The sequence below is a fragment of the Thermus sp. FJN-A genome (assembly GCF_054655095.1).
The window spans coordinates 127,682-150,338 of sequence record NZ_BAAHSC010000169.1; the positions used below are offsets into that span (position 1 = coordinate 127,682).

General features: G+C 69.7%; 25 protein-coding genes. 11 read left to right on the top strand and 14 right to left on the bottom strand.

Going from position 1 to position 22,657, the window contains the following annotated elements:
- Nucleotides 1–151 precede the first annotated feature (151 nt).
- Together ACYQ0J_RS04945 and ACYQ0J_RS04950 are read left to right on the top strand one after the other, a co-directional pair.
- Nucleotides 152–1,555 (top strand): sensor histidine kinase, encoded by a 1,404-nt coding sequence (locus ACYQ0J_RS04945; RefSeq protein WP_460171072.1) that lies wholly within the window; start codon nt 152–154, stop codon nt 1,553–1,555.
- The gene (locus ACYQ0J_RS04950; RefSeq protein WP_460171073.1) at nt 1,530–2,150 is read left to right on the top strand and encodes a response regulator; all 621 of its coding nucleotides are present in this window, start codon (nt 1,530–1,532) and stop codon (nt 2,148–2,150) included. The genes ACYQ0J_RS04945 and ACYQ0J_RS04950 overlap by 26 nt, the downstream gene beginning before the upstream one ends.
- 52 nt (nt 2,151–2,202) lie before the next feature.
- On the opposite strand, the gene ACYQ0J_RS04955 is transcribed toward ACYQ0J_RS04950, so the two are convergent.
- From ACYQ0J_RS04955 to ACYQ0J_RS04970, 4 genes are all read right to left on the bottom strand, one after another.
- Nucleotides 2,203–3,360: a DUF1501 domain-containing protein gene (locus ACYQ0J_RS04955; RefSeq protein ID WP_460171074.1), complete on the bottom strand. Its 1,158-nt coding sequence runs from the start codon at nt 3,358–3,360 to the stop codon at nt 2,203–2,205.
- Nucleotides 3,361–3,369: 9 nt separating this feature from the next.
- Nucleotides 3,370–4,491: a DUF1800 domain-containing protein gene (locus ACYQ0J_RS04960; RefSeq protein WP_460171075.1), complete on the bottom strand. Its 1,122-nt coding sequence runs from the start codon at nt 4,489–4,491 to the stop codon at nt 3,370–3,372.
- Between the two features lie 130 nt (nt 4,492–4,621).
- The gene (locus ACYQ0J_RS04965) at nt 4,622–5,833 is read right to left on the bottom strand and encodes an MFS transporter (protein ID WP_460171076.1); all 1,212 of its coding nucleotides are present in this window, start codon (nt 5,831–5,833) and stop codon (nt 4,622–4,624) included.
- Nucleotides 5,830–6,171 (bottom strand): ArsR/SmtB family transcription factor, encoded by a 342-nt coding sequence (locus tag ACYQ0J_RS04970; protein ID WP_460171077.1) that lies wholly within the window; start codon nt 6,169–6,171, stop codon nt 5,830–5,832. Before ACYQ0J_RS04970 ends, ACYQ0J_RS04965 begins: the two co-directional genes overlap by 4 nt.
- Nucleotides 6,172–6,266: 95 nt before the next feature.
- Here ACYQ0J_RS04970 and ACYQ0J_RS04975 point away from each other — a divergent pair, with 95 nt between their 5' ends.
- Complete coding sequence (locus tag ACYQ0J_RS04975; RefSeq protein WP_460171078.1) at nt 6,267–7,208, top strand: tyrosine-type recombinase/integrase; 942 nt, start codon at nt 6,267–6,269, stop codon at nt 7,206–7,208.
- On the opposite strand, the gene ACYQ0J_RS04980 is transcribed toward ACYQ0J_RS04975, so the two are convergent.
- From ACYQ0J_RS04980 to ACYQ0J_RS04995, 4 genes are read right to left on the bottom strand one after another with little or no spacing between them, the layout of a single operon-like run.
- Nucleotides 7,205–7,966, bottom strand: coding sequence for an SDR family oxidoreductase (locus ACYQ0J_RS04980; protein ID WP_460171079.1), 762 nt, complete (start codon nt 7,964–7,966; stop codon nt 7,205–7,207). The genes ACYQ0J_RS04975 and ACYQ0J_RS04980 overlap by 4 nt on opposite strands.
- Complete coding sequence (locus ACYQ0J_RS04985) at nt 7,966–9,570, bottom strand: long-chain fatty acid--CoA ligase (protein ID WP_460171080.1); 1,605 nt, start codon at nt 9,568–9,570, stop codon at nt 7,966–7,968. Before ACYQ0J_RS04985 ends, ACYQ0J_RS04980 begins: the two co-directional genes overlap by 1 nt.
- A 36-nt stretch (nt 9,571–9,606) precedes the next feature.
- On the bottom strand, nt 9,607–9,738 hold the full coding sequence (locus tag ACYQ0J_RS04990; protein WP_460171081.1) for a hypothetical protein: 132 nt from the start codon (nt 9,736–9,738) through the stop codon (nt 9,607–9,609).
- 21 nt (nt 9,739–9,759) lie between these two features.
- Nucleotides 9,760–10,206, bottom strand: coding sequence for a MaoC family dehydratase (locus ACYQ0J_RS04995; protein ID WP_460171082.1), 447 nt, complete (start codon nt 10,204–10,206; stop codon nt 9,760–9,762).
- Nucleotides 10,207–10,357: 151 nt separating this feature from the next.
- On the opposite strand from ACYQ0J_RS04995, the gene ACYQ0J_RS05000 reads away from it, so the two are divergent.
- Genes ACYQ0J_RS05000 through ACYQ0J_RS05030 form a run of 7 tightly spaced genes read left to right on the top strand, consistent with a single transcriptional unit; the run spans nt 10,358 to nt 16,034 of the window.
- Entirely contained in the window at nt 10,358–10,942 is a 585-nt protein-coding gene (locus ACYQ0J_RS05000) for a TetR/AcrR family transcriptional regulator (protein ID WP_460171083.1), read from the top strand.
- Complete coding sequence (paaA, locus tag ACYQ0J_RS05005; protein ID WP_460171084.1) at nt 10,929–11,900, top strand: 1,2-phenylacetyl-CoA epoxidase subunit PaaA; 972 nt, start codon at nt 10,929–10,931, stop codon at nt 11,898–11,900. The genes ACYQ0J_RS05000 and paaA overlap by 14 nt, the downstream gene beginning before the upstream one ends.
- A gap of 9 nt (nt 11,901–11,909) precedes the next feature.
- Nucleotides 11,910–12,461 carry a phenylacetic acid degradation protein gene (locus ACYQ0J_RS05010; protein WP_460171085.1) on the top strand — a complete coding sequence of 184 codons (552 nt, stop codon included), beginning with the start codon at nt 11,910–11,912 and terminating at the stop codon, nt 12,459–12,461.
- Nucleotides 12,451–13,212 carry a 1,2-phenylacetyl-CoA epoxidase subunit PaaC gene (gene paaC, locus ACYQ0J_RS05015; RefSeq protein ID WP_460171086.1) on the top strand — a complete coding sequence of 254 codons (762 nt, stop codon included), beginning with the start codon at nt 12,451–12,453 and terminating at the stop codon, nt 13,210–13,212. The genes ACYQ0J_RS05010 and paaC overlap by 11 nt, the downstream gene beginning before the upstream one ends.
- Nucleotides 13,206–13,661 carry a 1,2-phenylacetyl-CoA epoxidase subunit PaaD gene (paaD, locus tag ACYQ0J_RS05020; protein ID WP_460171087.1) on the top strand — a complete coding sequence of 152 codons (456 nt, stop codon included), beginning with the start codon at nt 13,206–13,208 and terminating at the stop codon, nt 13,659–13,661. Before paaC ends, paaD begins: the two co-directional genes overlap by 7 nt.
- 14 nt (nt 13,662–13,675) lie before the next feature.
- Complete coding sequence (gene paaZ, locus ACYQ0J_RS05025) at nt 13,676–15,688, top strand: phenylacetic acid degradation bifunctional protein PaaZ (protein WP_460171088.1); 2,013 nt, start codon at nt 13,676–13,678, stop codon at nt 15,686–15,688.
- Nucleotides 15,689–15,710: 22 nt separating this feature from the next.
- Complete coding sequence (locus ACYQ0J_RS05030; protein ID WP_460171089.1) at nt 15,711–16,034, top strand: winged helix-turn-helix transcriptional regulator; 324 nt, start codon at nt 15,711–15,713, stop codon at nt 16,032–16,034.
- A gap of 141 nt (nt 16,035–16,175) precedes the next feature.
- Here ACYQ0J_RS05030 and bfr read toward each other — a convergent pair whose 3' ends face one another.
- The 6 genes from bfr to nadC all read right to left on the bottom strand — a co-directional run bounded on the left by bfr (nt 16,176) and on the right by nadC (nt 20,608).
- Nucleotides 16,176–16,652, bottom strand: coding sequence for a bacterioferritin (gene bfr / locus ACYQ0J_RS05035; RefSeq protein WP_460171090.1), 477 nt, complete (start codon nt 16,650–16,652; stop codon nt 16,176–16,178).
- Nucleotides 16,653–16,671: 19 nt separating this feature from the next.
- Nucleotides 16,672–18,189 (bottom strand): L-aspartate oxidase, encoded by a 1,518-nt coding sequence (locus ACYQ0J_RS05040; protein WP_460171091.1) that lies wholly within the window; start codon nt 18,187–18,189, stop codon nt 16,672–16,674.
- Entirely contained in the window at nt 18,189–19,112 is a 924-nt protein-coding gene (nadA, locus tag ACYQ0J_RS05045) for a quinolinate synthase NadA (RefSeq protein ID WP_460171092.1), read from the bottom strand. Before nadA ends, ACYQ0J_RS05040 begins: the two co-directional genes overlap by 1 nt.
- Nucleotide 19,113: 1 nt before the next feature.
- Nucleotides 19,114–19,395 carry a VapC toxin family PIN domain ribonuclease gene (locus ACYQ0J_RS05050; protein ID WP_460171093.1) on the bottom strand — a complete coding sequence of 94 codons (282 nt, stop codon included), beginning with the start codon at nt 19,393–19,395 and terminating at the stop codon, nt 19,114–19,116.
- A gap of 114 nt (nt 19,396–19,509) precedes the next feature.
- The gene (locus ACYQ0J_RS05055) at nt 19,510–19,755 is read right to left on the bottom strand and encodes a ribbon-helix-helix domain-containing protein (protein WP_460171146.1); all 246 of its coding nucleotides are present in this window, start codon (nt 19,753–19,755) and stop codon (nt 19,510–19,512) included.
- A gap of 25 nt (nt 19,756–19,780) precedes the next feature.
- A complete protein-coding gene (nadC, locus tag ACYQ0J_RS05060) occupies nt 19,781–20,608 on the bottom strand; it encodes a carboxylating nicotinate-nucleotide diphosphorylase (protein WP_460171094.1) in 828 nt (275 codons plus the stop codon).
- Between the two features lie 59 nt (nt 20,609–20,667).
- On the opposite strand from nadC, the gene ACYQ0J_RS05065 reads away from it, so the two are divergent.
- Nucleotides 20,668–22,593: a thioredoxin domain-containing protein gene (locus ACYQ0J_RS05065; protein ID WP_460171095.1), complete on the top strand. Its 1,926-nt coding sequence runs from the start codon at nt 20,668–20,670 to the stop codon at nt 22,591–22,593.
- Nucleotides 22,594–22,657: the final 64 nt, after the last annotated feature.

The following is a 22,657-nucleotide window of genomic DNA, read 5'->3' on the forward strand; positions in this document are numbered from 1 at the left end:
CAAGGCCATGAGGAGGAGGGCCAGAAGGTCGCCCACGGCGCTTCACCTCCGCGGGCATTGTGATGCCGGGGCCTCGAGAGCCGCAACCCCCCGGATGGCGGGGGCCCCCGCCATCTGGCGGGTTGCGGGGAGGGAAGCTATACTCTAGGGGGTGCCGCGGAAGGAACCGGGCTGGGTGCGTCCCCTAACCCTCGTCCTCCTCCTTCTCGCCTTCCTTCTGGACGTGGCCACGCCGCAGGCCCTGGTGGCGGCCATCCTCTTCGGGGTTCCCATCGCCCTTTCCGGGATGGCCTTCTCCCCCGGGTTCACCTGGGCTACCGTGGCCTTGGCCCTCTTGGGCAACCTGGTGGCAGGCCTCCTCAACGCCCGGGCCGAGGGCGACCTGAGCCTTCTTTCGGTGGCCAATCGCGCCCTCGCGGGCCTTTCCATGGCCCTGGTGGGCTACCTGACCCTGGCCCTCCTCCAACGGGCCGAGGCCCAGGGCCGGGCGGAGCATGCCTTAAGGCGGGCCGAGGCCCTGGCCCGGGTCTACCGGGCCCTGGACCTGGACCCCCAGGAGCCCGAGGAGGCCCTCTTGAAGGCCGCGGAAGGGCTTGCCCACCTCTTCGGCGCCAAGGAGGCGAGCCTTTGGAAGAAGGCCCCCGGGGGGCCCGGCTTGGTGGGGGCCTGGGGGCCGGTTCCCCTGGGGGTTCCCGGGCGGGTGGTGCGGGCCTGGGAACGGGAGACCCCGGGGCCTGTAGGGGAGGGGGCTTTCGCCCTACCCCTGGGCCGCTACCTCCTGCTCCTGGAGGGGATGGGTCCAGAAGGGGAGGCCCGGCTCGAGGAGCTCGCCCTGGAGGTTCAGGAGCGGCTAAAGGCCCTCTTGGAGAAGGCCCGGCACGTGGCCGCCCTGAAGGAGCTGGCCTACTCCCTTTCCCACGACCTCAGGACCCCCCTCACGGCCAACCTCCTCAACCTGCGCCTGGCCCTCCAGGGAGCCTACGGGCCCCTGAACGAGGCCTTCCGGCAGGCCCTGGCCAACGGCGTGGCCGCCAACGAGGCGCTTTTGCGCCTGGCGGACAACCTCCTAGAACTCGCCCGCTTTGCCCTCTCGGGGAAGGAGCCCGCGCCCGTGCCCTTAAAGGCCCTGGCCGAGGAGGTGGCCGAGGCCCTGGGCCCCCTGTTCGCCGCCCGGGGCCTGGAGTGCAGGGTAGAGGGGGAGGAGGCCTGGGTTCTGGGCCAAAGGGATGCCTTAGCCCGCGCGGTGCAGCACCTTTTGGAAAACGCCCTGGAACATGCTCCCCCCGGCTCCCGGGTGCGCGTGCGCCTCGAGGCCTGGAGCGGGGTGGTGCGCCTTGGCGTGGAGGACGAGGGGCCGGGGGTTGCCGAGGCCCTTCTTCCCCACCTGTTCCACCGCCCCGTGCGGGAGGGGCGTGGGGGCCTCGGCCTCTACCTCACCCGGAGGATCCTCGAGGCCCACGGCGGCCGGGTGGGCTACGAGCGCCGGGAGGGCCGCACGGTTTTTTACGTGGAGCTGGAGGAGGTACGCCATGCCCGTCCGCGTGTACCTGGTTGAGGACCACCCCTTCACCCGGGACGGCCTGCGCGCCGCCTTAAGGGCCGAGCCGGACATCGAAGTGGTGGGGGAAGCGGGAAGCGCCGAGGCCGCGCTGGAGGAAGTGGGGCGCCTCCGGCCCGACGTGGTGGTCATGGACCTGGGGCTTCCGGGCCTGGACGGGGTGGAGGCCACCCGCCGCCTCAAGGCCCTCCTCCCCGGGGTCCGCGTGGTGGTCCTGACCGTCCACCGCCAAGAAGGGGTGGTGCGGGCGGCCCTGGCCTCGGGGGCGGAGGCCTACTGCCTGAAAACCGGGGATCCCAAGGGGTTCCTCCTCGCCGTGCGGGCCGCCGCCTTGGGCTCCGCCTACCTGGATCCCCCGGTAGCCCGGCTCATCCTCGGGGAGATCACCCCTCCGGAGGCCACCCTCCTCACCGAGCGGGAGCGGGAGGTCCTACGGCTCATCGCCCGCGGGCTTTCCAACAAGGAGATCGCTAAGGCCTTGGGGATCAGCCCTAGCACGGTCAAGGGTCATGTGGAAAGCCTCCTGGCCAAGCTCGGGGCCAGCGACCGCACCGAGGCCGCGGTCAAGGCTTTGAGGGGTCGGCTCATCTAGGGGTTCCGGCAGTCCGGGCGGACGTTCAGGCGGAGCGCGGAGGGGGTAGGCCCTACACCAAGGGGATGGGGGCCGGGCCCGGCCCCAGGATGGAGGCGGGCTCAAGCCCCAGGAAGCGGAGGGCGGCAGCGTAGACGGCGCGGAGGTCCAGCTGGAAGCGGAGGTCGCCCTCGTCTAGGTCCTCGAGGTCCGGCTCAGAACCCAAAACCCCGCCCTTCACCGGCCCCAGGGCGAACATCAGCCCCCCTTTGCCGTGGTCGGTGCCGTAGGAGGCGTTCTCCTGGACCCGCCGCCCGAACTCGGAGAAGCCCAGGACCAGAACCTCCCGCTCCCTTCCCAGGTAGCGCATTTCCTGGTAGAAGGCGGCAAGCCCCTGAGCGAGGAGGCCGAGGAGCTCCTCATGCCGCCTAGGTTGGTCGGCATGGGTGTCAAAGCTTCCCAGGGAGACGTAAAAGACCCGGGTGGGTAGCTCGGCGGCGATCATGCGGGCCACGTCGGCCAGGGCCCTCCCGAAGGGGTGGTTTGGGTAGCCCACCCGGTTTTTCACCCCCCGGGCCCGCCCCACCTGGGCCAGGGTGGCCTTGAGCCGGAGGAAGGCCTGGCGCACCTCCTCCGCCTCCCCCTGCCTGGGGCGGAGGAGGGCCTCCTCCCAACGGGTTCGCAAGGGTCTGGGGAGCCGGAGTTCGAAGCCCTCCAGGCCCTCCACGCTGGGGGCCAGGGCCTGGCTGCCGGTGAGGGCCAAGGGGGTGCTGGCCCCAAGGTAGGTTTCGCACAGGGGGTCTGCTCCCTGGTCCAGAAGCCGCCCAAGCCAGCCCGAGGAGGCCTTCCGCTCGGGGTCCGCGGTGTGCCAGACCGCCATGGAGACGAAGTGGCTCCGGCTGGGGTTCGGGTAACCCACCTGGGGGATGAGGGCCAAGGCCCCCGCCTCGTAGAGAGGCATGAGGGGCCTGAGGGCGGGGTGGAGGCCCAGGCGCCCGTTCAGGTCCAGGACCTCCTGCGCGGACACCGCAAGCCTTGGCCTCAGGCGGTAATAGAGCGCCTGCCGGTAGGGCACCAGGGTGTTGAGCTGGTCGTTTCCCCCGGAAAGCTGGACTACCACCAGGATCTTCTCCCCGGCCCCTGCCGCCAGGGCAGTGCGCCAGAAGAGGGTTGGGGCCTGGCTCAGGGCAAGACCTAAGAGGCCGCCTTTGACGAACTCGCGCCGATCCACGCTTACCTCCTAAAGAAGCTGGGCCTCGGGACGGACGAGGGCCTCGAGGCCTTCCCCTTCCGCAAAGACGAAGAGGTCCACGGGCCCCTTCAGGCCCGCCGCCAGATTTAGCCGGACGAGGAGGGCGGTGTCCCCGAGCCAGGCCCTGCCGCCCTCCCAGCCCTTGACGCTTGGCGGGTTGAAAGGGGCCTGCCCCATGGCGGGAAGGGCCCGGATCCAGGCCCGAGGCACCTCCCGAAGGGAGGCGGCGTAGGCCAGACCCACCACGTACTCCACGGGGGCCTTCACCAAACGGCCCCGCGCCCGGTAGAAGGCTTCCTGCTGGAAGAGGTAGGCGAGGGCCTCTCGGAAGCCCATCCCCTTGAGGATCCGCGCCACTTCGGCTTCGAGGTCGGGCTCGGGGTCGGGGGACAGGTAGAAGGCGAGGAGCTTGCGGGCGAGGCGCCTATAGGTGGCGGGGTGGTCGGCCAGGATCTCGAGGACATCCTCCCCGCTCTCCACCTCCCTCCCCAGGAAGCGCTTCTTGCCCGGGTCGTGCCAGGCCGGGCGGAAGAGGAAGCGGGGCTTCCCTTCCTTGAGGGCCTTCTCGTCCACGGAGTAGCCGGTAAAGGCACGGGCGGCGGCCATCACGTCCTCCTCCCCGTACTGCCCCACCCCCAGGGTGAAGAGCTCCAAAAGTTCCCGGGCCCAGTTCTCGTTGGGGTGCTCCTTGCGGCTTTGGGCGTTGTCCAGGTAGAGGAGCATGGCGGGGTTGCGGGCCACGGCGAAGAGGAGGTCCCGGAAGGAGCCATAGGCCAGGGCGCGGAAGGTCTGGTTCTGCAGCGCCATGGCCTGGGGGGAGCGCACCTTCATCAGCTCGCTGGTGAAGTGGCCGTGGAGGAAAAGGACGAGCCTTTCCACAGCCGGGGTGGGGGTGGCGAGCCAGTGGTTGAGCCACCAGGCGGTGAGGGGTTCCCAGGCCTCCCCGGGTTTCTCCGGCAGGGCGGGGTCGGGAGGGAGGACGGGCGGTGCGAGAAGCCGCTCCACCGCCCCCTTGAGCCCGAGGTCGGCCAAGGCCTCTGCCTCCTCTTTCCGGCCCCGGGCGGCGGCCCGGCGCAGGAGGTGGGCGGCCTCGAGGGGGGTGAACTCCATGCACGCCTCCTTGCCCGAGGAACCTAACACCTCGGGCTAAAGGGAGCCAGGGGCGTTTTCTTAAGCGAAGCTTAAGGACCCCTGGGCTCATTTGTTCGGTGGGTACGGGCGCACGGGGCGACAGGACAACTCACCCCGGCGTCCCTCGGTTCCTGAACCTGGACTGGAGCACCACCCCGGCGAACAGCACCGCGGCCAGGAGACCGCCGTACAGGAAGGACCGGTCGGCGTAGCGGCTCCCCAGCCAGCCGGCCAGGGGGTAAGTCAACGCCCACCACAGGTGGCTCCAGGCGAAGTGCGCCCCGTAGACCCGTCCCTGAAACGCTTCAGGGGTGCGGTCGGCGATGAGCGTTTGGGTCGGCAGGTTAACCCAGTTCTGGCCGGCTCCGGCCAGGGCCCACAGGAGCGCCAAGGGGATAAACGGGACGAAGTTAGCGGGCAGGACCGCCAAGGTGGAAACAAGCGCCCCCAGCTGCACGAAGGTGGTACGCGGCAGGCGGCCTTCCAGGGCACCTACCGCCAAGGCCGCCAGCGTGGCCCCGACGCCGAAGGCCGCCATTACCCAGCCGTACTCGAGGTCGCCCAACCCAAGCTGCCCCCGCACCAGCCCCACCGTGCCCACCAGAATCAGCGCCCCCGATGCCGCCGCCACCAGCTCCAGCAGCAGCGCATAGCGCATGGGGGCGTCCTGCCACAACCGGAGCGTCCCGTCCAGAACATCGCGTAGCGTGGGGCCTTGTGCACTTGAGGATCCATCTACCCGCAGCCTCACCGGCAGGGTCAGGATGAGGAGGGCTGAAAGCAAAAAGGTGGCCGCGTCCAAGAAGAAGAGGCTCCGTGCCCCGATCCACCCGGCGATGGCACCCGCCAGCCCGGGGCCCAGCACCCCCAACACCTCGTAGGTGGCTCCGGAAAGCGCGATGGCCTGAGCGTACTCCTTCTGCCGTGTCACCTGAGGCAAGGCTGCCTGGTACGCGGGGGTGAAAAAGGCGGTGAGCGCGTTAAGGACGAACATCAGCACGTAGATCTGCCAGACCTCGCTTACCAGGGGCATCAACCCGATGACCACCATTCGCCCCAGGTCGGCAGCCACCATCAGGGCCTTGCGGTCCATCCGGTCGGCCAAGGCGCCCGCCAAGGGCGAGAGGGCCACAAAGGCCGTAACCCGCAGCGTGAGCGCCCCAGCCAGAATCGCCGCCGACCGTGCCCCGGCCACCTCAAAGGCCAGGAGGGCCAAACCCACCCAGGTAAAGGCATCGCCCAACAGGCTGGTGGTCTGCGCGGCGTAGAGCCGGGCGAAGAGGGGGTTGCGCAGGCTCCGGAAGGGGAGGAGGACCGTCACCGCAAACCCCCGTGTTCAGGAAGCCCCAGCCGCTGGTGCTCGGCGTGGGCGAAGGCCTGGATCAGCAGGTCGGCGATGTGGCTTTTAAGGCGGTAGAACACCTTGGTCCCTTCGCGGCGGGCCGTCACCACCTCGGCTGCCCGCAGCGCTGCGAGGTGCCGGGAAACGGTGCTCTGGGGCAGGCCGAGACGCTCCACCAGGCGACCCACGCTCTGTTCCCCTTCGATCATGCCCAGGGCAATGCGCAAGCGGGTGGTCTCGGCCAAGGCCCGGAAGGTCTTCAGGACCTGCTCAAAGTCTCGCTGGGGAGGTGGGTAGGAGACGTGGTGGCGCTCCATGCCGTGATTATATCCTTTTATGCGGATAAACGGTTGAGTGATTGCGAGGCCTTGCGCCCATATAAACCTTCGTTCGCGAAAGGTACATTTCGCGCATGTATAATGGGCCCGTGCGCCCCGGCCACCCCCTGCCCGTTGTCTGGAAAACCATCGGCATTAAACGGCCCGATAAGGCCCTGGAAGCCCTGGGCCCTTACGCGGAGTACCTGCTCCTGGAGCGGGGCTACTCCCCCCGGGGGGTCCGCCGCTACCTTCAGGACCTGGCCTTCTGGTTCCGCTTCCTCGAGGCCCGCGCCCTCCCCGCAGGCCCCGAGGCGGTGCGGGCCCTCCTCTTGGAGGAGCGCTGGGCCCCGCGGCGGGTCCAGGGCTTCTTGGCCGCCCTGAGGAGCTACTACCGCTACCTGAGGGAGGTGAAGGGCCTGGAGGCGGAAGACCCCACCGAGGGCATCGGCCGCCCCAAGGCGGGAAGGAGGCTTCCCCTGCACCCGAGCCCGGAGGAGCTCAGGCGGTTCCTCGAGGCCTTCCAAGGGGAAAAGGAGGCGAGGCTCCTCACCGCCTTAGCCCGCTTCCTCTACGGCACGGGCCTAAGGATCTCCGAGGCCCTCTCCCTTAAGGGCCGCAACCTGGTCCTGGAAGGCGGCCTCCCCGTGGCGGTGCGGGTGGTGGGCAAGGGCAACAAGGAGCGCCTGGTGCCCCTTTCCCAGACCGCCCGGGAGGTGCTCCGGGAACTGGGGCCTGGGCAGGGGAATGTGCCTATTTTCACTTTCGCGGGAAGCAGGCGCAAGGGGCACGTGCCCTCCGCCCGCTGGGTGGAGGCCAAGTTCCGCGAGGCCGCCTTTAGGGCGGGCTTGGACCCCAGGCGCTTCACCCCCCACAAGCTCCGCCACGCCTACGCCACTCTCCTCGTGGAGCGGGGCGTGGAGCTGGACGCGGTGAAGGACCTCCTGGGGCACGAGTCCATCGCCACCACCCAGATCTACCTCCACGCCTCGAGGGAGCGCCTCAAGGAGGCGGCCCTGAAGCTTCCCGAGCTCTAAAGGGCCGTGGCCCCCCCGTCCACGGGGAGAACGGCCCCGGTGACGTAGTCGGAGGCGGGGCTCGCCAGGAAGAGCACCGCCCCGCCAAGCTCCCCGGGCCTCCCCGGGCGGCCCAGGGGCAGGGTGGCCTTGAGGAGGGGCTCAGCCTGGGGCAGAACCTTCTCCGTCATCCGCGTGGGGAAAAACCCTGGGGCGAGGGCGTTCACCCGGATCCCCCACCTGCCCCACTTCACCGCCAGATCCCGGGTGAGGGCGACAAGCCCCCCCTTGGAGGCGGAGTAGCCCACGGCGTCCAGGACCTCAGGGTATTCCCCTTTAAGCCCGGCCACGGAGGCGATGTGGACGATCTTGCCGTAGCCCCGTTCCTTCATCCTCCGGGCCGCTATCCGGCTCGCCAGGAAGGCCCCCACCAGGTTCACCTCCAGGACCTCCCGCACCTTCTCCACGGGCATCTCCAGGCTGGGAGCCCCCCAGCTGATCCCGGCGGCGTTCACCAGGATCGTGAGGGGGCCAAGCTTTCCCTCCACTTCCTCGGCCACCTCCTCCAGCCGGGCCTCGTCCCGCACGTCCCTCTCCAGGTAGAGGGCGTCTTCCCCTAAGGCCTTGCGGGCCTCCTCAAAGAAACTCGCCCGCCGGGCCAACACCGCCACCTTCGCCCCCGCCTCCTTGAGGGCTAAAGCGGCCTCGAGGCCAAGCCCCCGGGACCCTCCCGTCACCAGGGCCGCCTTGCCGTCCAAGCGAAACCTTTCCAGGAACATCAGGCACCCCCGTAGAAGTCCTTGTACCTTTCCCGCAAGGCCCGCTTGAGGAACTTGCCCGCGCTCGTCCTCGGGATCTCCTCCACGAAGAGGTAGGCGTCGGGAAGCTGCCACTTGGCGAAGCCCGCCTGGAGGAGGTGGGTGCTCAACTCCTCCGGGGTGGGCCTCTCCTCCCTGGGCACCACCACCGCCAGGGGCCTCTCCTGCCACCTGGGGTGGGGGATGGCCACCACCGCCGCCTCCCTCACCTTGGGGTGGCCCATGAGGGCGTTTTCCAGGTCCACGCTGGAGATCCACTCCCCGCCCGACTTGATGAGGTCCTTGAGCCGGTCCTTGATCTCTATGTACCCCTCCTGGTCCCAGACGGCGATGTCCCCGGTGCGGAAGAAGCCGTCCGGGGTGAGGGCGGCCTGGCTCGCCTCCTCGTTCTTGTAATAGCCCCCGGTGATCCAGGGGCCTTTGAGCTGCACCTCCCCCAGGGTCCTCCCGTCCTTGGGCACGGGGCGGCCCGCCTCGTCCGCCACCCTTAGGCGCACCAGGGGAATGGGAAGGCCCGTCTTGGCCTTGAGGGCAAGCCTCTCTCCCTCGGGGAGGGACTCGAGGTGGCTTTTGACGAAGTTCTGCACCACCACGGGGGAGGTCTCGGTGAGCCCATAGCCCTGGCGCACCTCTATGCCCATGCGCTCAAACCGGGCGATGAGGCTCCTCGGGGCCGCCGCGCCCCCCACCACCAGGCGCCTCAGGGTCTTCAGGCGGTGGCCCGTGCCCTCCAGGTGGTCCGCCAGGGCGAGCCACACCGTGGGCACCCCGGCGGTGAAGGTGACCCCTTCACCGTCAAAAAGCTCCACTAAGGAGGCCGGGTCCAGCCTGGGCCCGGGCAGGACCTGCTTGGCCCCCACCAGGGTGGCGGCGTAGGGCAGGCACCAGGCGTTCACGTGGAACATGGGCACCACGGGGAGGACCACGTCCTTCTCGGAAAGGGCGGTGCCGTCAAAGAGGCTCGCCGCCAGGGTGTGGAGGACCAGGGCCCGGTGGCTGTAGACCACCCCCTTGGGAAGCCCCGTGGTCCCGGTGGTGTAGGCCATGCCGCAGGCGGCCCTTTCCGGCACCCGCACGGGGTCCATCTCCTCCCCCAGGACCTCCTCGTAGGCCAGGTAGCCCTCGGGGGCCTTCTCGTCCATGACCACGAAGTGGCGCACCGTCTTGAGCTCGCCCCGGATGGCCTCCACCAGGGGGAGGAGGTTCGGGTCAAAGAGGAGCACCTTGTCCTCGGCGTGGTTCAGGATATAGGCGATCTCCTTGGGGGCAAGGCGGGGGTTAGCCGTGTGCAAGACCGCCCCCATGCCGGGCACGGCGAAGTAGGCCTCCAGGTGGCGGAAGTGGTTGAAGCCCAGGGTGGCGACCCTATCCCCCTCCCCTACCCCGAGGGCCCTAAGCCCCCCCATGAGCCTCCTAGCCCTTTGGTGCACCTCGGCGTAGGTGGTGCGGTGGATCTCTCCGGTGTGGAGGCGGGAGACCACCTCCTTCTTCCCAAAAAGCTCCGCGGCCCTTTCCAAAAGGTCCCAAAGGTTAAGCTCCTCGTCCATCATGGTGCTCGGGAACATGGGCACCCCCTAGGGATTAGACCGAGTATAACGCTCTTAGCCCACCCGGTAGAAGACCCCCTTGGCGAAGGCCACCCGCTTCCCCTCCAGGAAGACCTCCCCGGCGGCGTGGAGGAGGCGGCGCCCGGGGTTGACCACCCCTTCCCGCACGGGCCTCGGGTAGCTCACGGAAAGCTCAACGGGGTGGCCTTAAGCGGGCCTCCGCCGGACCATGGTCACGAACTCCCCTTCCTGCACCACCTCGCCCCGCTGGTTGTAGACCCTCACCCGTTGCACCAGGACCCCCCGGTCGGGTTTGGAGGTCTCCCGCTTCTCCAGGATCTCGCTCTCCCCCCGGACCGTGTCCCCGATGAGGACGGGCTTCAGGAACTTGTAGCTCCGGATCTCCATCCAGGCGATCACCGTGCCCTCGAAGTGGCCCGAGCGCTGCCGGAGCCCGGTGAGCATGGAAAGGACCAGAAGCCCGTGGGCGATGCGCTGGCCGAAGGGGGTGGACTTGGCGAACTCCGCGTCGGTGTGGATGGGGTTGTAGTCCCCGGAGACCCCGGCGAAGTTCACCACGTCCGCCTCGGTCACCGTGCGGGCCGGGGTGGTGAAGCGCTGGCCCACCTCAAAGTCCTCAAAGTACATGGGCATGGCCTACCTCCTGCTTCCGGGGGCGCCCCCTACTTAACCAACCGGTCGGTAGGCTCACCATACCCCTTCCCCGCCCCGCCGTCAAGGGAAGGGAGCCGGGGCACTTGTCCCTTCCCTCGAGGTATGCTATGCTAACGAACGACCGTTAGCCATGGAACGCCGGGACGAGATCCTCCACGTGGCAGGCCAGCTCTTCAGCCAGCGGGGCTACCACGCCACCAGCATGCGGGAGCTCGCCAAGCACCTGAACCTCCAGGGGGGGAGCCTCTACGCCCACATCCAGTCCAAGGAGGAACTCCTCCTGGAGGTGGTGCGCCAGGCGGCAAGGCGTTTCCAGGAGGTGCTGGAAGCCCTTCCCCCCGGGGACCCGGTGGAGCGGGTCAGGGCCTGGGTCAAGGGCCACCTCCGGGTCATCGCGGAAGAGCTTCCCCGGGCCACGGTCTTCTTCCACGAGTGGAAGCACCTCTCCCCCCCCTACCTGGAGGAGGCCAAGGCCCTGAGGCGCCGCTACGAGGAGGGGGTGGGGCGGCTCATCGGGGAGGGGGTGGAAAAGGGGGTCTTCCAGGTGGAAAGCGTGCGGCTCAGCACCCTCTTTATCCTTTCCGCCCTCAACTGGACCTACCAGTGGTACCGGCCGGACGGCCCCCTTTCCCTGGAAGAACTTTCGGAACAGTACGCGGGCCTGGTCCTCAAGGCCCTCGGCGTACGGGAAGGAGGCAGGGATGGTAAAGCTTAGGATCGGCTACCCCGAGGACCCCGATTACGGGGAGAGGCTTGCGGAGTTTGAGGCGAGGATCGCCCGGGGGGAAAAGATCGAGCCCGGGGACTGGATGCCCGCCGAGTACCGGCGCCAGCTCATCCGCATGATCTCCCAGCACGCCCACAGCGAGTGGGTGGGCATGCTCCCCGAAGGCGCCTGGATCCCCCGGGCCCCCTCCCTTAGGCGCAAGCTCATCCTCCTGGCCAAGGTCCAGGACGAGGCGGGCCACGGCCAGTACCTCTACCACGCCGCCGAGACCCTGGGGGTCACCCGGGAGGAGATGGTGGAGGCCCTGCTTTCGGGGAGGGCCAAGTACTCCAACATCTTCAACTACCCCACCCTCACCTGGGCCGACGTGGGCATCATCGGCTGGCTGGTGGACGGCATGGCCATCAAGAACCAGACCATGCTGGCCCAGTGCTCCTACGGGCCTTACTCCCGGGCCATGGTGCGCATCTGCGCCGAGGAGACCTTCCACCACAAGCAGGGGAAGGAGGCGGTGCTCCTCTACGCCAAGGGCTCCCCGAGGCAAAGGCAGATGGTCCAGGACGCCCTGAACCGCTGGTGGTGGCCCACCCTGATGATGGCGGGGCCCCACGACACCGACTCCCCCCACACCCCCCTCCTCCTCCGCTGGGGCATCAAGACCAAGACCAACGACCAGATCCGCCAGGAGTTCCTGAACGAACACGTGCCCGAGCTCCTGGAGGCGGGGCTCTCCATCCCCGACCCCCACCTCCGTTACGACGAGAAGACGGGGAACTGGATCCACGGCCCCATCCCCTGGGACGAGTTCTGGAAGGTGATCCAGGGGGAGGGCCCCATGAACCGGCACCGCCTCGAGGCCAGGAGGCGGGCCCACGAGGAGGGGCGCTGGGTGCGGGAGGCCATGGAGGCCTACGCCCGGAGGCAAACCGCCCAGGCGGCGGACTAGGGAGGCCCTATGTGGGGAACGGAGTGGCCCCGGTTTGAGGTGATCAAGCAGGACACGGAAAGGAGCGTGCCCCAGATGGTGGGCTCGGTCCACGCCACGGACCCCGAGCACGCCCTGCTCCTCGCCCGGCACGTCTTCGTGCGGAGGCCCTCGGCTTACGCCCTCTTCGTGGCCCCGGCGGAGGCCTTCTTCCACGTGACCCAGGAGGGCCTGAGGGATCCCAGGGCCCTGGATGCTTTCCCGTCAGGGAAAGAGCTTGAGGGCCCCCTAGGGGAGGAGGAGGCCTACTGGGTCTTCGCCAAGCGGAGCCACCGCCGGAGCATGGTCTACGGGGACCTGGTGGGGCGCTTCCCGGGGAAGAGCCCCCAGGAGGCGGTGAAGGAGGCCCTTCTCCAGGCCCAAGGGGTGGCCTTCTGGGCCGTGCCGGAGAGGCTTCTCGTGGGCACCGAGCCCAAGGAGGAGGTGGTGGAGAGCTGGTTTGCCCCCGCCCGGGAGAAGACCTACCGCCTGCAGAGCTACTACGGCCTGATCAGCGCCAAGGAGGTGGGCGATGAGGCTTGACCCGTACCTCAAGGAGGCCCTGGTGGCCAAGCTCACGGCCCTGGCGGACGACGAGGTGGTGCTGGCCCAGCGCCTAGGCGAGTGGGTGGCCCACGCCCCCATCCTCGAGGAGGACATCGCCATCGCCAACCTGGCCCAGGACGAGCTGGGCCACGCCAAGCTCTACCTGGAGCTTAGGGGGGAGCTGGACGGGTCCGACCCCGACCAGGTGGTCTACTTCCGGGACCCCTTGGCGTACCAAAACGCCATCCTGGTGGAACTCCCCAAGGGGGACTGGGCCTTCACCCTGGTGCGGCAGTACCTCTTTGACCTCTACGAGAACCTCTGGCTGGAGGAGGCGCGGAAGAGCGCCTACGCGCCCCTGGCCGAGGTGGCGGCGCGGATCCTGAAGGAGGAGCGCTTCCACCTGAAGCACGCCGCCCTCTGGGTGGAACGCCTCGGCCTGGGCACGGAGGAGAGCCACGCCCGGGCCCAGAAGGCCCTGGAGGCCCTCTTCCCCTACGCCAAGCAGCTTTTCCTGCCCTTGCCCGAGGAGGAGGCCCTGGTGGAGGCGGGGATCGTGCCGGATCTCAGGGCCCTGGAGGGCCGCTATCTGGAGGAGGCCACGCGCCATTTGGGGCGCTCGGGGCTCAAGGCGCCGGAGGGGGGCTACGTGCCCCAAAGCCGCAGGGAGCACACGGAGTACCTATGGTCCCTCCTCGCGGAGATGCAGTCCGTGGCCCGGTGGGATCCGGAGGCGAAGGCGTGGTAGCGCGCTACTGGGAGGCCCTAAAGGGGGTCAAGGACCCCGAGATCCCCGTCCTCAACATCGTGGAGATGGGGATGGTCCTGGGGGTGGAGGCGGAGGGGAATAGGGTCAGGGTGCGCTTCCGCCCCACCTTCTCCGGCTGCCCCGCCTTGCGGCTCATCCGGGAGGAAATCGTGAGGGCCCTCGAGGAGGCCGGGGCCGAGGAGGTGGAGGTGGAGGAGGCCCGCACCCCCTGGAGCACCGAGGCCATGACGGAGGAGGCCAGGGAGAAGCTTCTGGCCTACGGCATCGCCCCGCCCCTCCCCCTGCCCCTGGCGGGAGGGAACCCGGCCTGCCCCCGGTGCGGGAGCCCCAAGGTCCAGCTCAAGAACGCCTTCGGGGCCACCCTCTGCAAGATGCTCTACCAGTGCGCCGCCTGCGGCGAGGTCTTCGAGGCCTTCAAGGCCGTTTAGGGAGAGGACGCGCCATGAAGCTCCAGAGCTACCTCATGGGGGAGTGGCGGGAGGGCCAGGGGGAGGGCGTCCCCGTGCGGGACGCGAGCACGGGGGAGGTCCTCGCCCGGGTGACGGCGGAGGGCCTGCCCGTGAAGGAGGCCGTGGCCTGGGGGCGGGAGGTGGGGGGGAAGGCCCTGGCCGCCTTGGGCTTTCAGGAAAGGGGAAGGCGGCTTCGGGCCCTGGCCCAGTACCTCTCCGAGCGCAAGGAGACCCTCTACCGCCTCTACGCCACCACGGGGGGCACGCGGCGGGACGCCTGGTACGACGTGGACGGGGGGATCGGGGTGCTCTTCGCCTACAGCTCCCTGGCCCGAAGCCTCCCCGAGGGCAACCTCCTCCCCGAGGACGACTTCCTCCCCCTGGCCAAGGACCGCTCCTTCCAAGGGAGGCACGTCCTCGGCCCCAAGGGGGGGGTCACCCTCCAGATCAACGCCTTCAACTTCCCGGTCTGGGGGCTACTAGAGAAGTTCGCCCCCGCCTTCCTGGCCGGGGTCCCCACCCTGGCGAAGCCCGCCACCCCCACGGCCCACGTGGCGGAGGCCCTGGTGCGGATGATGCTGGAGTCGGGCCTCCTCCCGGAGGGGAGCCTCCAGCTCCTCGTGGGGAGCGTGGGGGACCTCTTTGACGCCCTGGACCACCGGGACAGCGTCTTCTTCACCGGCTCCAAGGCCACCGCCGACCGGCTCCGCCGCCACCCGGCCTTCCTGGAGAGAGGTACCCTCTTTAACGCGGAAACCGACTCCTTAAACCCCGCCATCCTGGGGGAAGAGGCGGGGGAGGAGGAGCTTTTGCGCCTCGCCCAGGAGATCGCCCAGGAGCTCACCATCAAGACGGGGCAGCGGTGCACCGCCATCCGCCGGATCCTCGCGCCTAGGGACCGCCTCCAGGCCCTCCTCGAGGCTACCCGGGAGCGCCTGGAGGCCTTAAGGCCCGGGGACCCCCGGGAAGAGGGCGTGGACCTCGGGCCCCTGGCCTCCCCGGAGCAGAAGCAGGAGGTGGAGCGGGCGGTGGAGGCCCTCCTGGCGGCGGGGGCCCGGGTCTACTGGAAGCACCCCGGGCGGGAGGACGGGGCCTTCTTCCCCCCCACCCTCCTCCTGGCCGAGGACCCCTGGGCCGAGCCCCTCCACCAGGTGGAGCCCTTCGGCCCCGTGGCCACCTTCTTCCCCTACCGCAGCCGGGAGGAGGCCCTCAGGCTCGCCCGCCTGGGCGGGGGGATGCTGGTGGCCACGGTGGCCACCCTGGACCCTGGGGAGGCCCGCTTCTGGCTTCTCGGGCTTTCCGGGGAGGTGGGGAGGCTCCACTTCCTGAACCGGCGGGACGCCGCGGCCTCCACGGGCCACGGCTCCCCCCTTCCCCGCCTCCTCCACGGGGGGCCGGGGCGGGCCGGGGGGGGCGAGGAGCTGGGCGGGCTCCTTGCCGCGAAGCGCCACCTGGCCCGCCTGGCCCTCCAGGGGGACCCCGAGACCCTCCAGGCCCTCCTGGGGGAGCACGCCAAGGGGGCGGAGAAGCCCGCCGCCATCCACCCCTTCCGCAAGTTCTACGAGGACCTGGAGGTGGGCGAGACCCTCACCACCCACCGCCGCACCGTGACCGAGGCGGACATCGCCCTCTTCGCCCACGTCTCCTGGGACCACTTCTACGCCCACACGGACGAGCTCGCGGCCAAGGAGAGCCTCTTCGGCAAACGGGTAGCCCACGGCTACTTCGTCCTCTCCGCCGCCGCCGGCCTCTTCGTGGACCCGGCCCCGGGACCCGTGCTGGCCAACTACGGCCTCGAGGGCCTGCGCTTTTTGGAGCCCGTGGGCATCGGGGACACCCTGCAGGCCCGCCTCACCGTCAAGGCCAAGCGGCCCCGGGACGAGGGGACCGGGGTGGTGGAGTGGGCGGTGGAGGTGGTCAACCAGGAGGGCAAGACCGTGGCCACCTACACCCTCCTCACCCTGGTGGCCCGGAGGGAAGGGGGCGGGGCGCGCCCTAACCGCTAAAGCCCTGTGGTACCATGGGGCTATGGCCGAAGGCGAGGCCTTCTGCCCGGTCTACGAGGCCCTCAACCTCCTCCAGGAGAAGTGGACCCTGCACATCATCCGGGCCCTCCTGGAGGGCCCCAAGGGCTTTAACGAGCTCTCCCGGGCCATCGGGGGCGTGAACCCCGCCACCCTCTCCCAGCGCCTGGAGCACCTGGTGGGCCTGGGGGTGGTGGAGAAGCGGGTGGAGTCCTACATGCCCCCCCGCACCCGCTACAGCCTCACGGAGGCGGGGCGGGAGCTGGAGGCGGTGATCGCCGCCATTGACCGCTGGGCGCGGAAGAACCTCAAGGCCCCGGTGGGCTAGGGGCACCCGGAAATCCCTAGGGATCCTTTTGAGGCCCCCATGCTGGCGTAAGCCAGCCTGGAGTGATGGCAAGCGGCCGCACCTTGGTTTCGCGACAGGGAAGGCCCCGGTCAGGTGTACGGGAAAGCCCTTCTGGGGTACTCAGTCCGCCTCCCCGGCCAAATACTGCAGGTAGTTCTGCAGGCCCATCTGCTCCTTAAGCTCCCGCTGGGCCTCCAGCCAGTCCACGTGGGCCTCCTCGTCCTTGAGGATCTCCGCCACCATGTCCCGGGTGCCGTTGTCCCCCAGGCTCTGGGCCAGGTTCATGGTCTCGTTGTAACCCTTCACCGCCAGAAGCTCCCCCTCGTAGTCCCTGAAGAGGATCTCCTCCACGGTCTTGCCGATTCGGATCTCCCCGATGCGGCTCACCTCGGGGAAGCCCTCCAGGAAGAGGATGCGCTCAATGTGCTTCTCCGCATGCCGCATCTCGGTGATGGCGTGGGCCTTCAGGTGCTTGGCCAGGGCCTTGAAGCCCCAGTTCTCCGCCATCTCCGCGTGCACCATGTACTGCAAGATGGCGGCGAGCTCCTCGGAAAGCCTCTCCTGAAGGCTCTGGATCACGTCCGGGTGGCCTTTCATAAAGCACCTCCAGGGGGCATTATACCAGGGCGGGAACCCGCTCAAAGGTGAGGCCGCGCACCTCCAGGTGGTAAGCCGTTTCTTCCTCCCCGGGGAAGTCCTCCCGAAAGTGGCTTCCCCGGCTTTCCCGCCGCCGGAGGGCCATGCCCAGGAGGAGGCGGGCCAAAAGCCCCAGGCTTCCCGCCTCCACCTGGGCCCTCGTGGCCCCGTCCGGGAGCCCTTCCGCAAGCTGTTTCCCTGGCGGGAAAGCATCCAGGGGAAGGGCCTGGGCGAAGGCCAGGGCTTCCGCCAGGCCCTCCTCCCGGCGCACCACCCCCGCCCCTTGGCCCATCCGGCGCCGCAGCTCGGGCAGGAAGCCTGGGTCCAGGAGGAGGGCGGGGAGGGCTTCCGGGGCCCCGGGGAAGGCGAGGCTCTCCAGGGCGGCCCTGGCCGCCCGCGCCCCCATGACCAGGCCCTCCAGGAGGCTGTTGGAGGCCAGGCGGTTCGCCCCGTGGAAGCCGGTGGAGGCCACCTCGCCCGCGGCGAAAAGCCCGGGCACGCCCGTGAAGCCCTCGAGGTCCGTCTTCACCCCCCCCATGGCGTAGTGGGCGGCGGGGGCCACGGGGAGGGGGGCCTGGAGGGGGTCCAGGCCCAGGGCGCGGGCCTGGGCCACCACCGTGGGGAAGCGCTCCTCCAGGCGGGGGATGGGCCTGAGGTCCAGAAAGACCCCGCCCGTGCGCGCCCTTTCCCAGAAGACCGCCCGGGCCACCACGTCCCGGGGGGCGAGCTCCGCCAGGGGGTCGTAGCGCTCCATGAAGCGCTCCCCCAGGGCGTTCAGGAGAATGGCCCCCTCCCCCCGGCAGGCCTCGGAGACCAGGGACCCGTCGGGGAGGGCCGTGGGGTGGAACTGGACGAACTCCAGGTCCCTGAGGACCGCCCCCGCCCGCCAGGCCAGGGCCATCCCGTCCCCCGTGGCCCCTTCGGGGTTGGTGGTCACGGGGAAGAGGCGGCCCAGGCCCCCGGTGGCGAGGAGCACCGCCCCGGCCCGCACCTCCAGGAGCCCTCCTGGGGAGAGGACCAGGGCCCCGGCCACCCGCTCCCCTTCCACCAGGAGGCTCACCGCCAGGTACCCCTCCCACACGGGGCTTTGCATCCGGGAAAGGAGCCCCTGGAGGAGCAGGAGGCCGCTTCTGTCCCCCCCCAGGTGGCGCACCCGGGGGCGGGAGTGCCCCCCTTCCCGGGTGGGCTCGGGGTGGAAGGGGAGGCCCAAGGCGCGAAGCCTCTCCAGGTGCCGGGGGGCCTCCTCCAGGATGGAGCGGGCCACCCGGGGGTCCACCAGGCCCCGCCCCGCCCTTAGGGTGTCCTGGAGGTGGGCCTCCAGGTCCGCCTCGTCCAGGGGAAAGGCCACGCCCCCCTGGGCCCAGGGGGTGGAGCCCGAGGGCAGGGGATCCTTGCTGAGGAGGAGGACCCGGGCCCCCGCTGCCTCCGCGGCCAAGGCGGCGTAGACCCCCGCCACCCCGGCGCCCAGGATGAGGAGGTCGGTTTGAAGGCGCTCCATCACCCCACGGCCACCATGGCCTCGAGGGCCCGGCGGGCCCTCTTGGCCGTCTCCTCGGGCACCCGCACCACGTGGCGCAGCTCCTTCAGGGAAAGGTACACCTTCTCCAGGGTGATCCGCTTCATGTACTCGCAGACCGCCTCGGGCTTCACGGGGACGAAGGCCTTGCCCGGGGCCTCCTTCCTCAGGCGGTGCAGGATCCCCACCTCCGTGGCCACCACGAACTCCCGGGCCTCCACCCCCCTGGCGTAGCGCACCATGCCCTCGGTGGAAAGCACCTTGGCATCGGGCTTGAGGTAAAGGCACCCGGTGCCGCAGCCGCACTCCGGGTGGATGAGGAACTCCGCCCCCGGGTGGGTCTCCAGGAGGGCCTGAATGTGCTCCTCCCGGATCCCCGCGTGCACGTGGCACTCCCCGGGGAAGAGGTCCATCTTCCTCCCTGTGACCCGGGCCACGTGGGCCCCCAGGAACATGTCGGGCACGAAGAAGATGGGCCGGCCCTGGGGAAGGCGGGCCACCACCTCCACGGCGTTGGCGCTCGTCACGCACACGTCCGCCAGGGCCTTCACCTCGGCCTTGGTGTTCACGTAGGCCACCACGATCCCGTCCGGGTGCTCCGCCTTCCAGGCCAGGACGTCCTCGGGCCGGATGCTGTCCGCCAGGGAACAGCCCGCCTCCAGGTCGGGGAGGAGGACGGTCTTCTCCGGGTTGAGGATGGCCGCGGTCTCGGCCATGAAGTGCACTCCGCAGAAGACGATGACCTCGGCCCGCGTCCTTTGGGCCTCCCGGGCAAGGCCCAAAGAGTCCCCCACGAAGTCCGCCACCTCCTGGACCTCGGGGAGCTGGTAGGAGTGGGCCAGGATGACGGCGTTCCGCTCTCGCTTGAGGTCCAGGACCGCTTGCGCCAGGGCTTCCCTATCCATCCTATCCATTATGCAGGGCCTCCCCCGCGGGGACGAAGCCTTGCTCCCAGAAGTGCTCGTCGTAAGCGAAGGCCTTTTCCAGCCACCTTTCCCGCATGAAGAGGAAGCTCGTCCAGTCCACCAGGCTTATCTCCCGCCTCCCCGAAGCCAGGAAGGCCGTGAGGGCGGCGCGGTGCAGGGCCTCGCTCACGGGCACCACCTCCACCACCCCCATAAGGTCGTGGACCAGGGTCCGGACCGCCTCCACGCCGAGCCGCCTTTGGACGAGGGCCACGCTCTCCACCAGTAAGCGTGGGTCGTCAGGGGCCATCGGGCATCGAGGAGTTCCCGGAAGGTTCGGGCAGCCTCCCGGTGATGGACGTCGTCCCGGTCCAGAAGGGCGTAGAGGGCTGAGGTGTCAAGGAAGACGGCCAAAGGCCTCCTCCAGGTACCGGTCGTGGGCCTCGCTTACGTCCCCTTGGCCGGAGGCGAAGCGACCCACGGCGAGGAGAGCCCGCTGGGCCTGCTCCTCATAGCCCTCCCTCTCCAGAAACTGCTCCACCGCCCGGCGCACCAGCTCCGCTAGGGAAACCCCTTCCGCGTGGGCCTTCGCCTTGAGCCGGGCCCACTGCGCCTCGGTAAGCTGTACTTGGGTGCGCACCATGCCATTATGGTAGCCCATACTACCATCATGGGCGCACCACCAGGAGGGAGAGGTCCAGGGCCTGGGCGGAGTGGGTGAGGGCCCCCACGGAGACGTAGTCCACCCCCGCCTCCGCCGCGGCTTTTGCCCGCTCCAGGGTCATGTTTCCGCTCGCCTCCAGGGGCACCCGCCCCCCCACGCGGCGCACCGCCTCCTGGAGGGCCTCGAGGGGGAAGTTGTCTAAGAGGATTAGGTCGGCCCCGGCCTTCAGGGCCTCCTCCAGCTCGTCGAGGTCCCGGACCTCCACCTCCACCTTGAGGTAGTGGGGGGCGCGGGCCTTGGCCCGCCGCACCGCCTCGCCCACGCCCCCCGCCGCCCGGATGTGGTTTTCCTTGAGGAGGATCCCGTCAAAGAGGCCGAAGCGGTGGTTTTGCCCTCCGCCTACCCGCACGGCGTACTTCTCTAGGGCGCGAAGCCCGGGGGTGGTCTTGCGGGTGTCCAGGACCTTGGCCTTCGTCCCCTCCAGGGCCTCCACGTAGGCCCGGGTCAGGGTGGCGATGCCGGAGAGGCGTTGCAGGAGGTTGAGGGCGAGCCTTTCCCCGGCCAGGATGCCCCGCAAGGGCCCCTGAACCCGGGCCACCTCCGTACCCTTGGCCACCCTGGCCCCCTCCCCCACCAGGGGGGTAAAGCGGGTGCGGGGGTCGGCCAGGCGGAAGACCCGGGCCGCCAGGGGAAGCCCTGCGAGGACGCCTGCCTCCTTGGCCAGGATCACCGCCTCGCCCTCCAGGTCCTCCGGCACCACCAGGAGGCTCGTGAGGTCCCCGTGGCCCAGGTCCTCCCGGAGCCAAGCCCCCAGGGTCTCGTCCGGCACCATGCCCCCCATTGTAAGCAGGGAAGGCTCGGCCGGGCGGGAGTTTGGGTAGGCTTGGGGGGATGGCCAACCGCCTCCAGGGAGCCCGAAGCCCTTACCTCCTGGCCCACGCCCAGGACCCGGTGGACTGGTACCCCTTTGGGGAAGAGGCCTTCGCCAAGGCCCGGGAGGAGGGGAAGCCCGTCTTCCTCTCCGTGGGCTACGCCGCCTGCCACTGGTGCCACGTGATGCACCGGGAGAGCTTCCAGGACCCAGAAGTGGCGGCCCTCCTCAACGTCCACTTCGTGCCGGTGAAGGTGGACCGGGAGGAGCGCCCCGACGTGGACACCGCCTACATGCGGGCCCTCCTGAGCCTCACGGGCCAGGGGGGGTGGCCCATGAGCCTCTTCCTCACCCCCGAGGGCAGGCCCTTCTTCGGGGGCACCTACTTCCCCAAGGAGGACCGCATGGGCCTCCCCGGCTTCAAGCGGGTCCTCCTGGCGGTGGCCAAGGCCTGGCGGGAGGAGCGGCAAGCCCTCCAAGAGGAGGCGGAACGCCTGGCCCAGGCCCTTTGGCGCAGCCTCACCCCGCCCCCGGGGCCGGTCCCCAAGGAGGCGGAGGAGGAGGCCCTCGAGGCCCTCGGGCGCTCCTTTGACCCCGAGTGGGGAGGCTTCCTGCCCGCCCCCAAGTTCCCCCAGGGGCCCCTCCTCCTCTACCTCCTGGCCCGGGCCTGGGAGGGGGAGGAAAGGGCGGGGGCCATGCTCCGGAAGACCCTCCAGGCCATGGCCCTGGGAGGCCTCTACGACCAGGTGGGCGGGGGGTTCCACCGCTACAGCGTGGACCGCTTCTTCCGGCTACCCCACTTTGAGAAGATGCTCTACGACAACGCCCTCCTGGCCCGGGTCTACCTCGGGGCCTACAAGCTTTGGGGTGAGGACCTCTTCCTGCGGGTGGCCCGGGAGACCTTGGACTGGCTCCTCGCCATGCAGCACCGGGAGGGGGGCTTCTTCACCGCCTTGGACGCGGAAAGCGAGGGGGAGGAGGGACGGTACTACACCTGGGACGAAGCGGAGCTTAAGGGGGCCTTAGGGGAAGACCTCTCCCTGGCCCGGCGCTACTTCGCCCTGGGGGAGGACCTAGGGGGGCGGTCCGTCCTCACCGCCTGGGGGGAGGAGGCGGTGCGGGCCGAGCTAGGCGAGGCGTTTCCCGCCTGGCGGGAGGAGGTGCGGCGGAGGCTCCTTGCCGCCCGGAGAAGGCGCGTACCCCCAGCCCTGGACGACAAGGTCCTGGCGGACTGGTCGGCCCTGGCGGTGCGGGCCCTGGCCGAGGCGGGGAGGCTTTTGGGGGAGGACCGCTACCTGGAGGCCGCCCGCAGGGGAGCCCACTTCCTCCGGGGAATGGAGCGGGACGGATGCCTGCGCCACGCCTGGCGGGAGGGGCGCCTGGGGGAGGAGGCCTTCCTGGCCGACCAGGCCTTCGCTGCCCTGGCCTTTTTGGAGCTCTACGGCGCCACGGGGGAGTGGCCCTACCTGGACTGGGCGCGGCGGCTGGCCGAGGCGGGGTGGCGGCTTCGCGGGGAGGTTCCTTCCCTTCCCCTGCCCGCCCGGGAGGTGGAGGAAGGGGCCCTGCCTTCGGGGGAAAGCGCTCTGGCGGAGGCCTTGGCTCGGCTCGGGGCCATCTTCGGCGGGGATTACTGGGAACGGGCGGAGGAGGTCCTCGCCGGGAAGGCGCTTTGGCTTGCCCGCTACCCCCACGCCCTCCCGGGGGCGCTTATGGTCAAGCGCCTCCTCGAGGCGGGAACCGAACTGGCCCTGCCCTTGCCCTCTCCCCTCCGGGAGCCCGCCCTCCGCGCCTTTCTCCCCTTGACGCAACTCGTGCTAGGGCCCCCTGGGGCCCTTCCCGCCCTGGAGGGGCGGGAGCCCGGGAAGGCCTATGTGTGCCGCAGGGGGGTGTGCGCCTTGCCCGCAGGGGGATGGGAGGAGGTGGAGGCCTGGGTGCGGGGTGGGTAAGCTTGTGTTTTCTTTCACGATTTAACTCGCTCGTGAACTCACTCCCCTCCAACACCTTGACCCA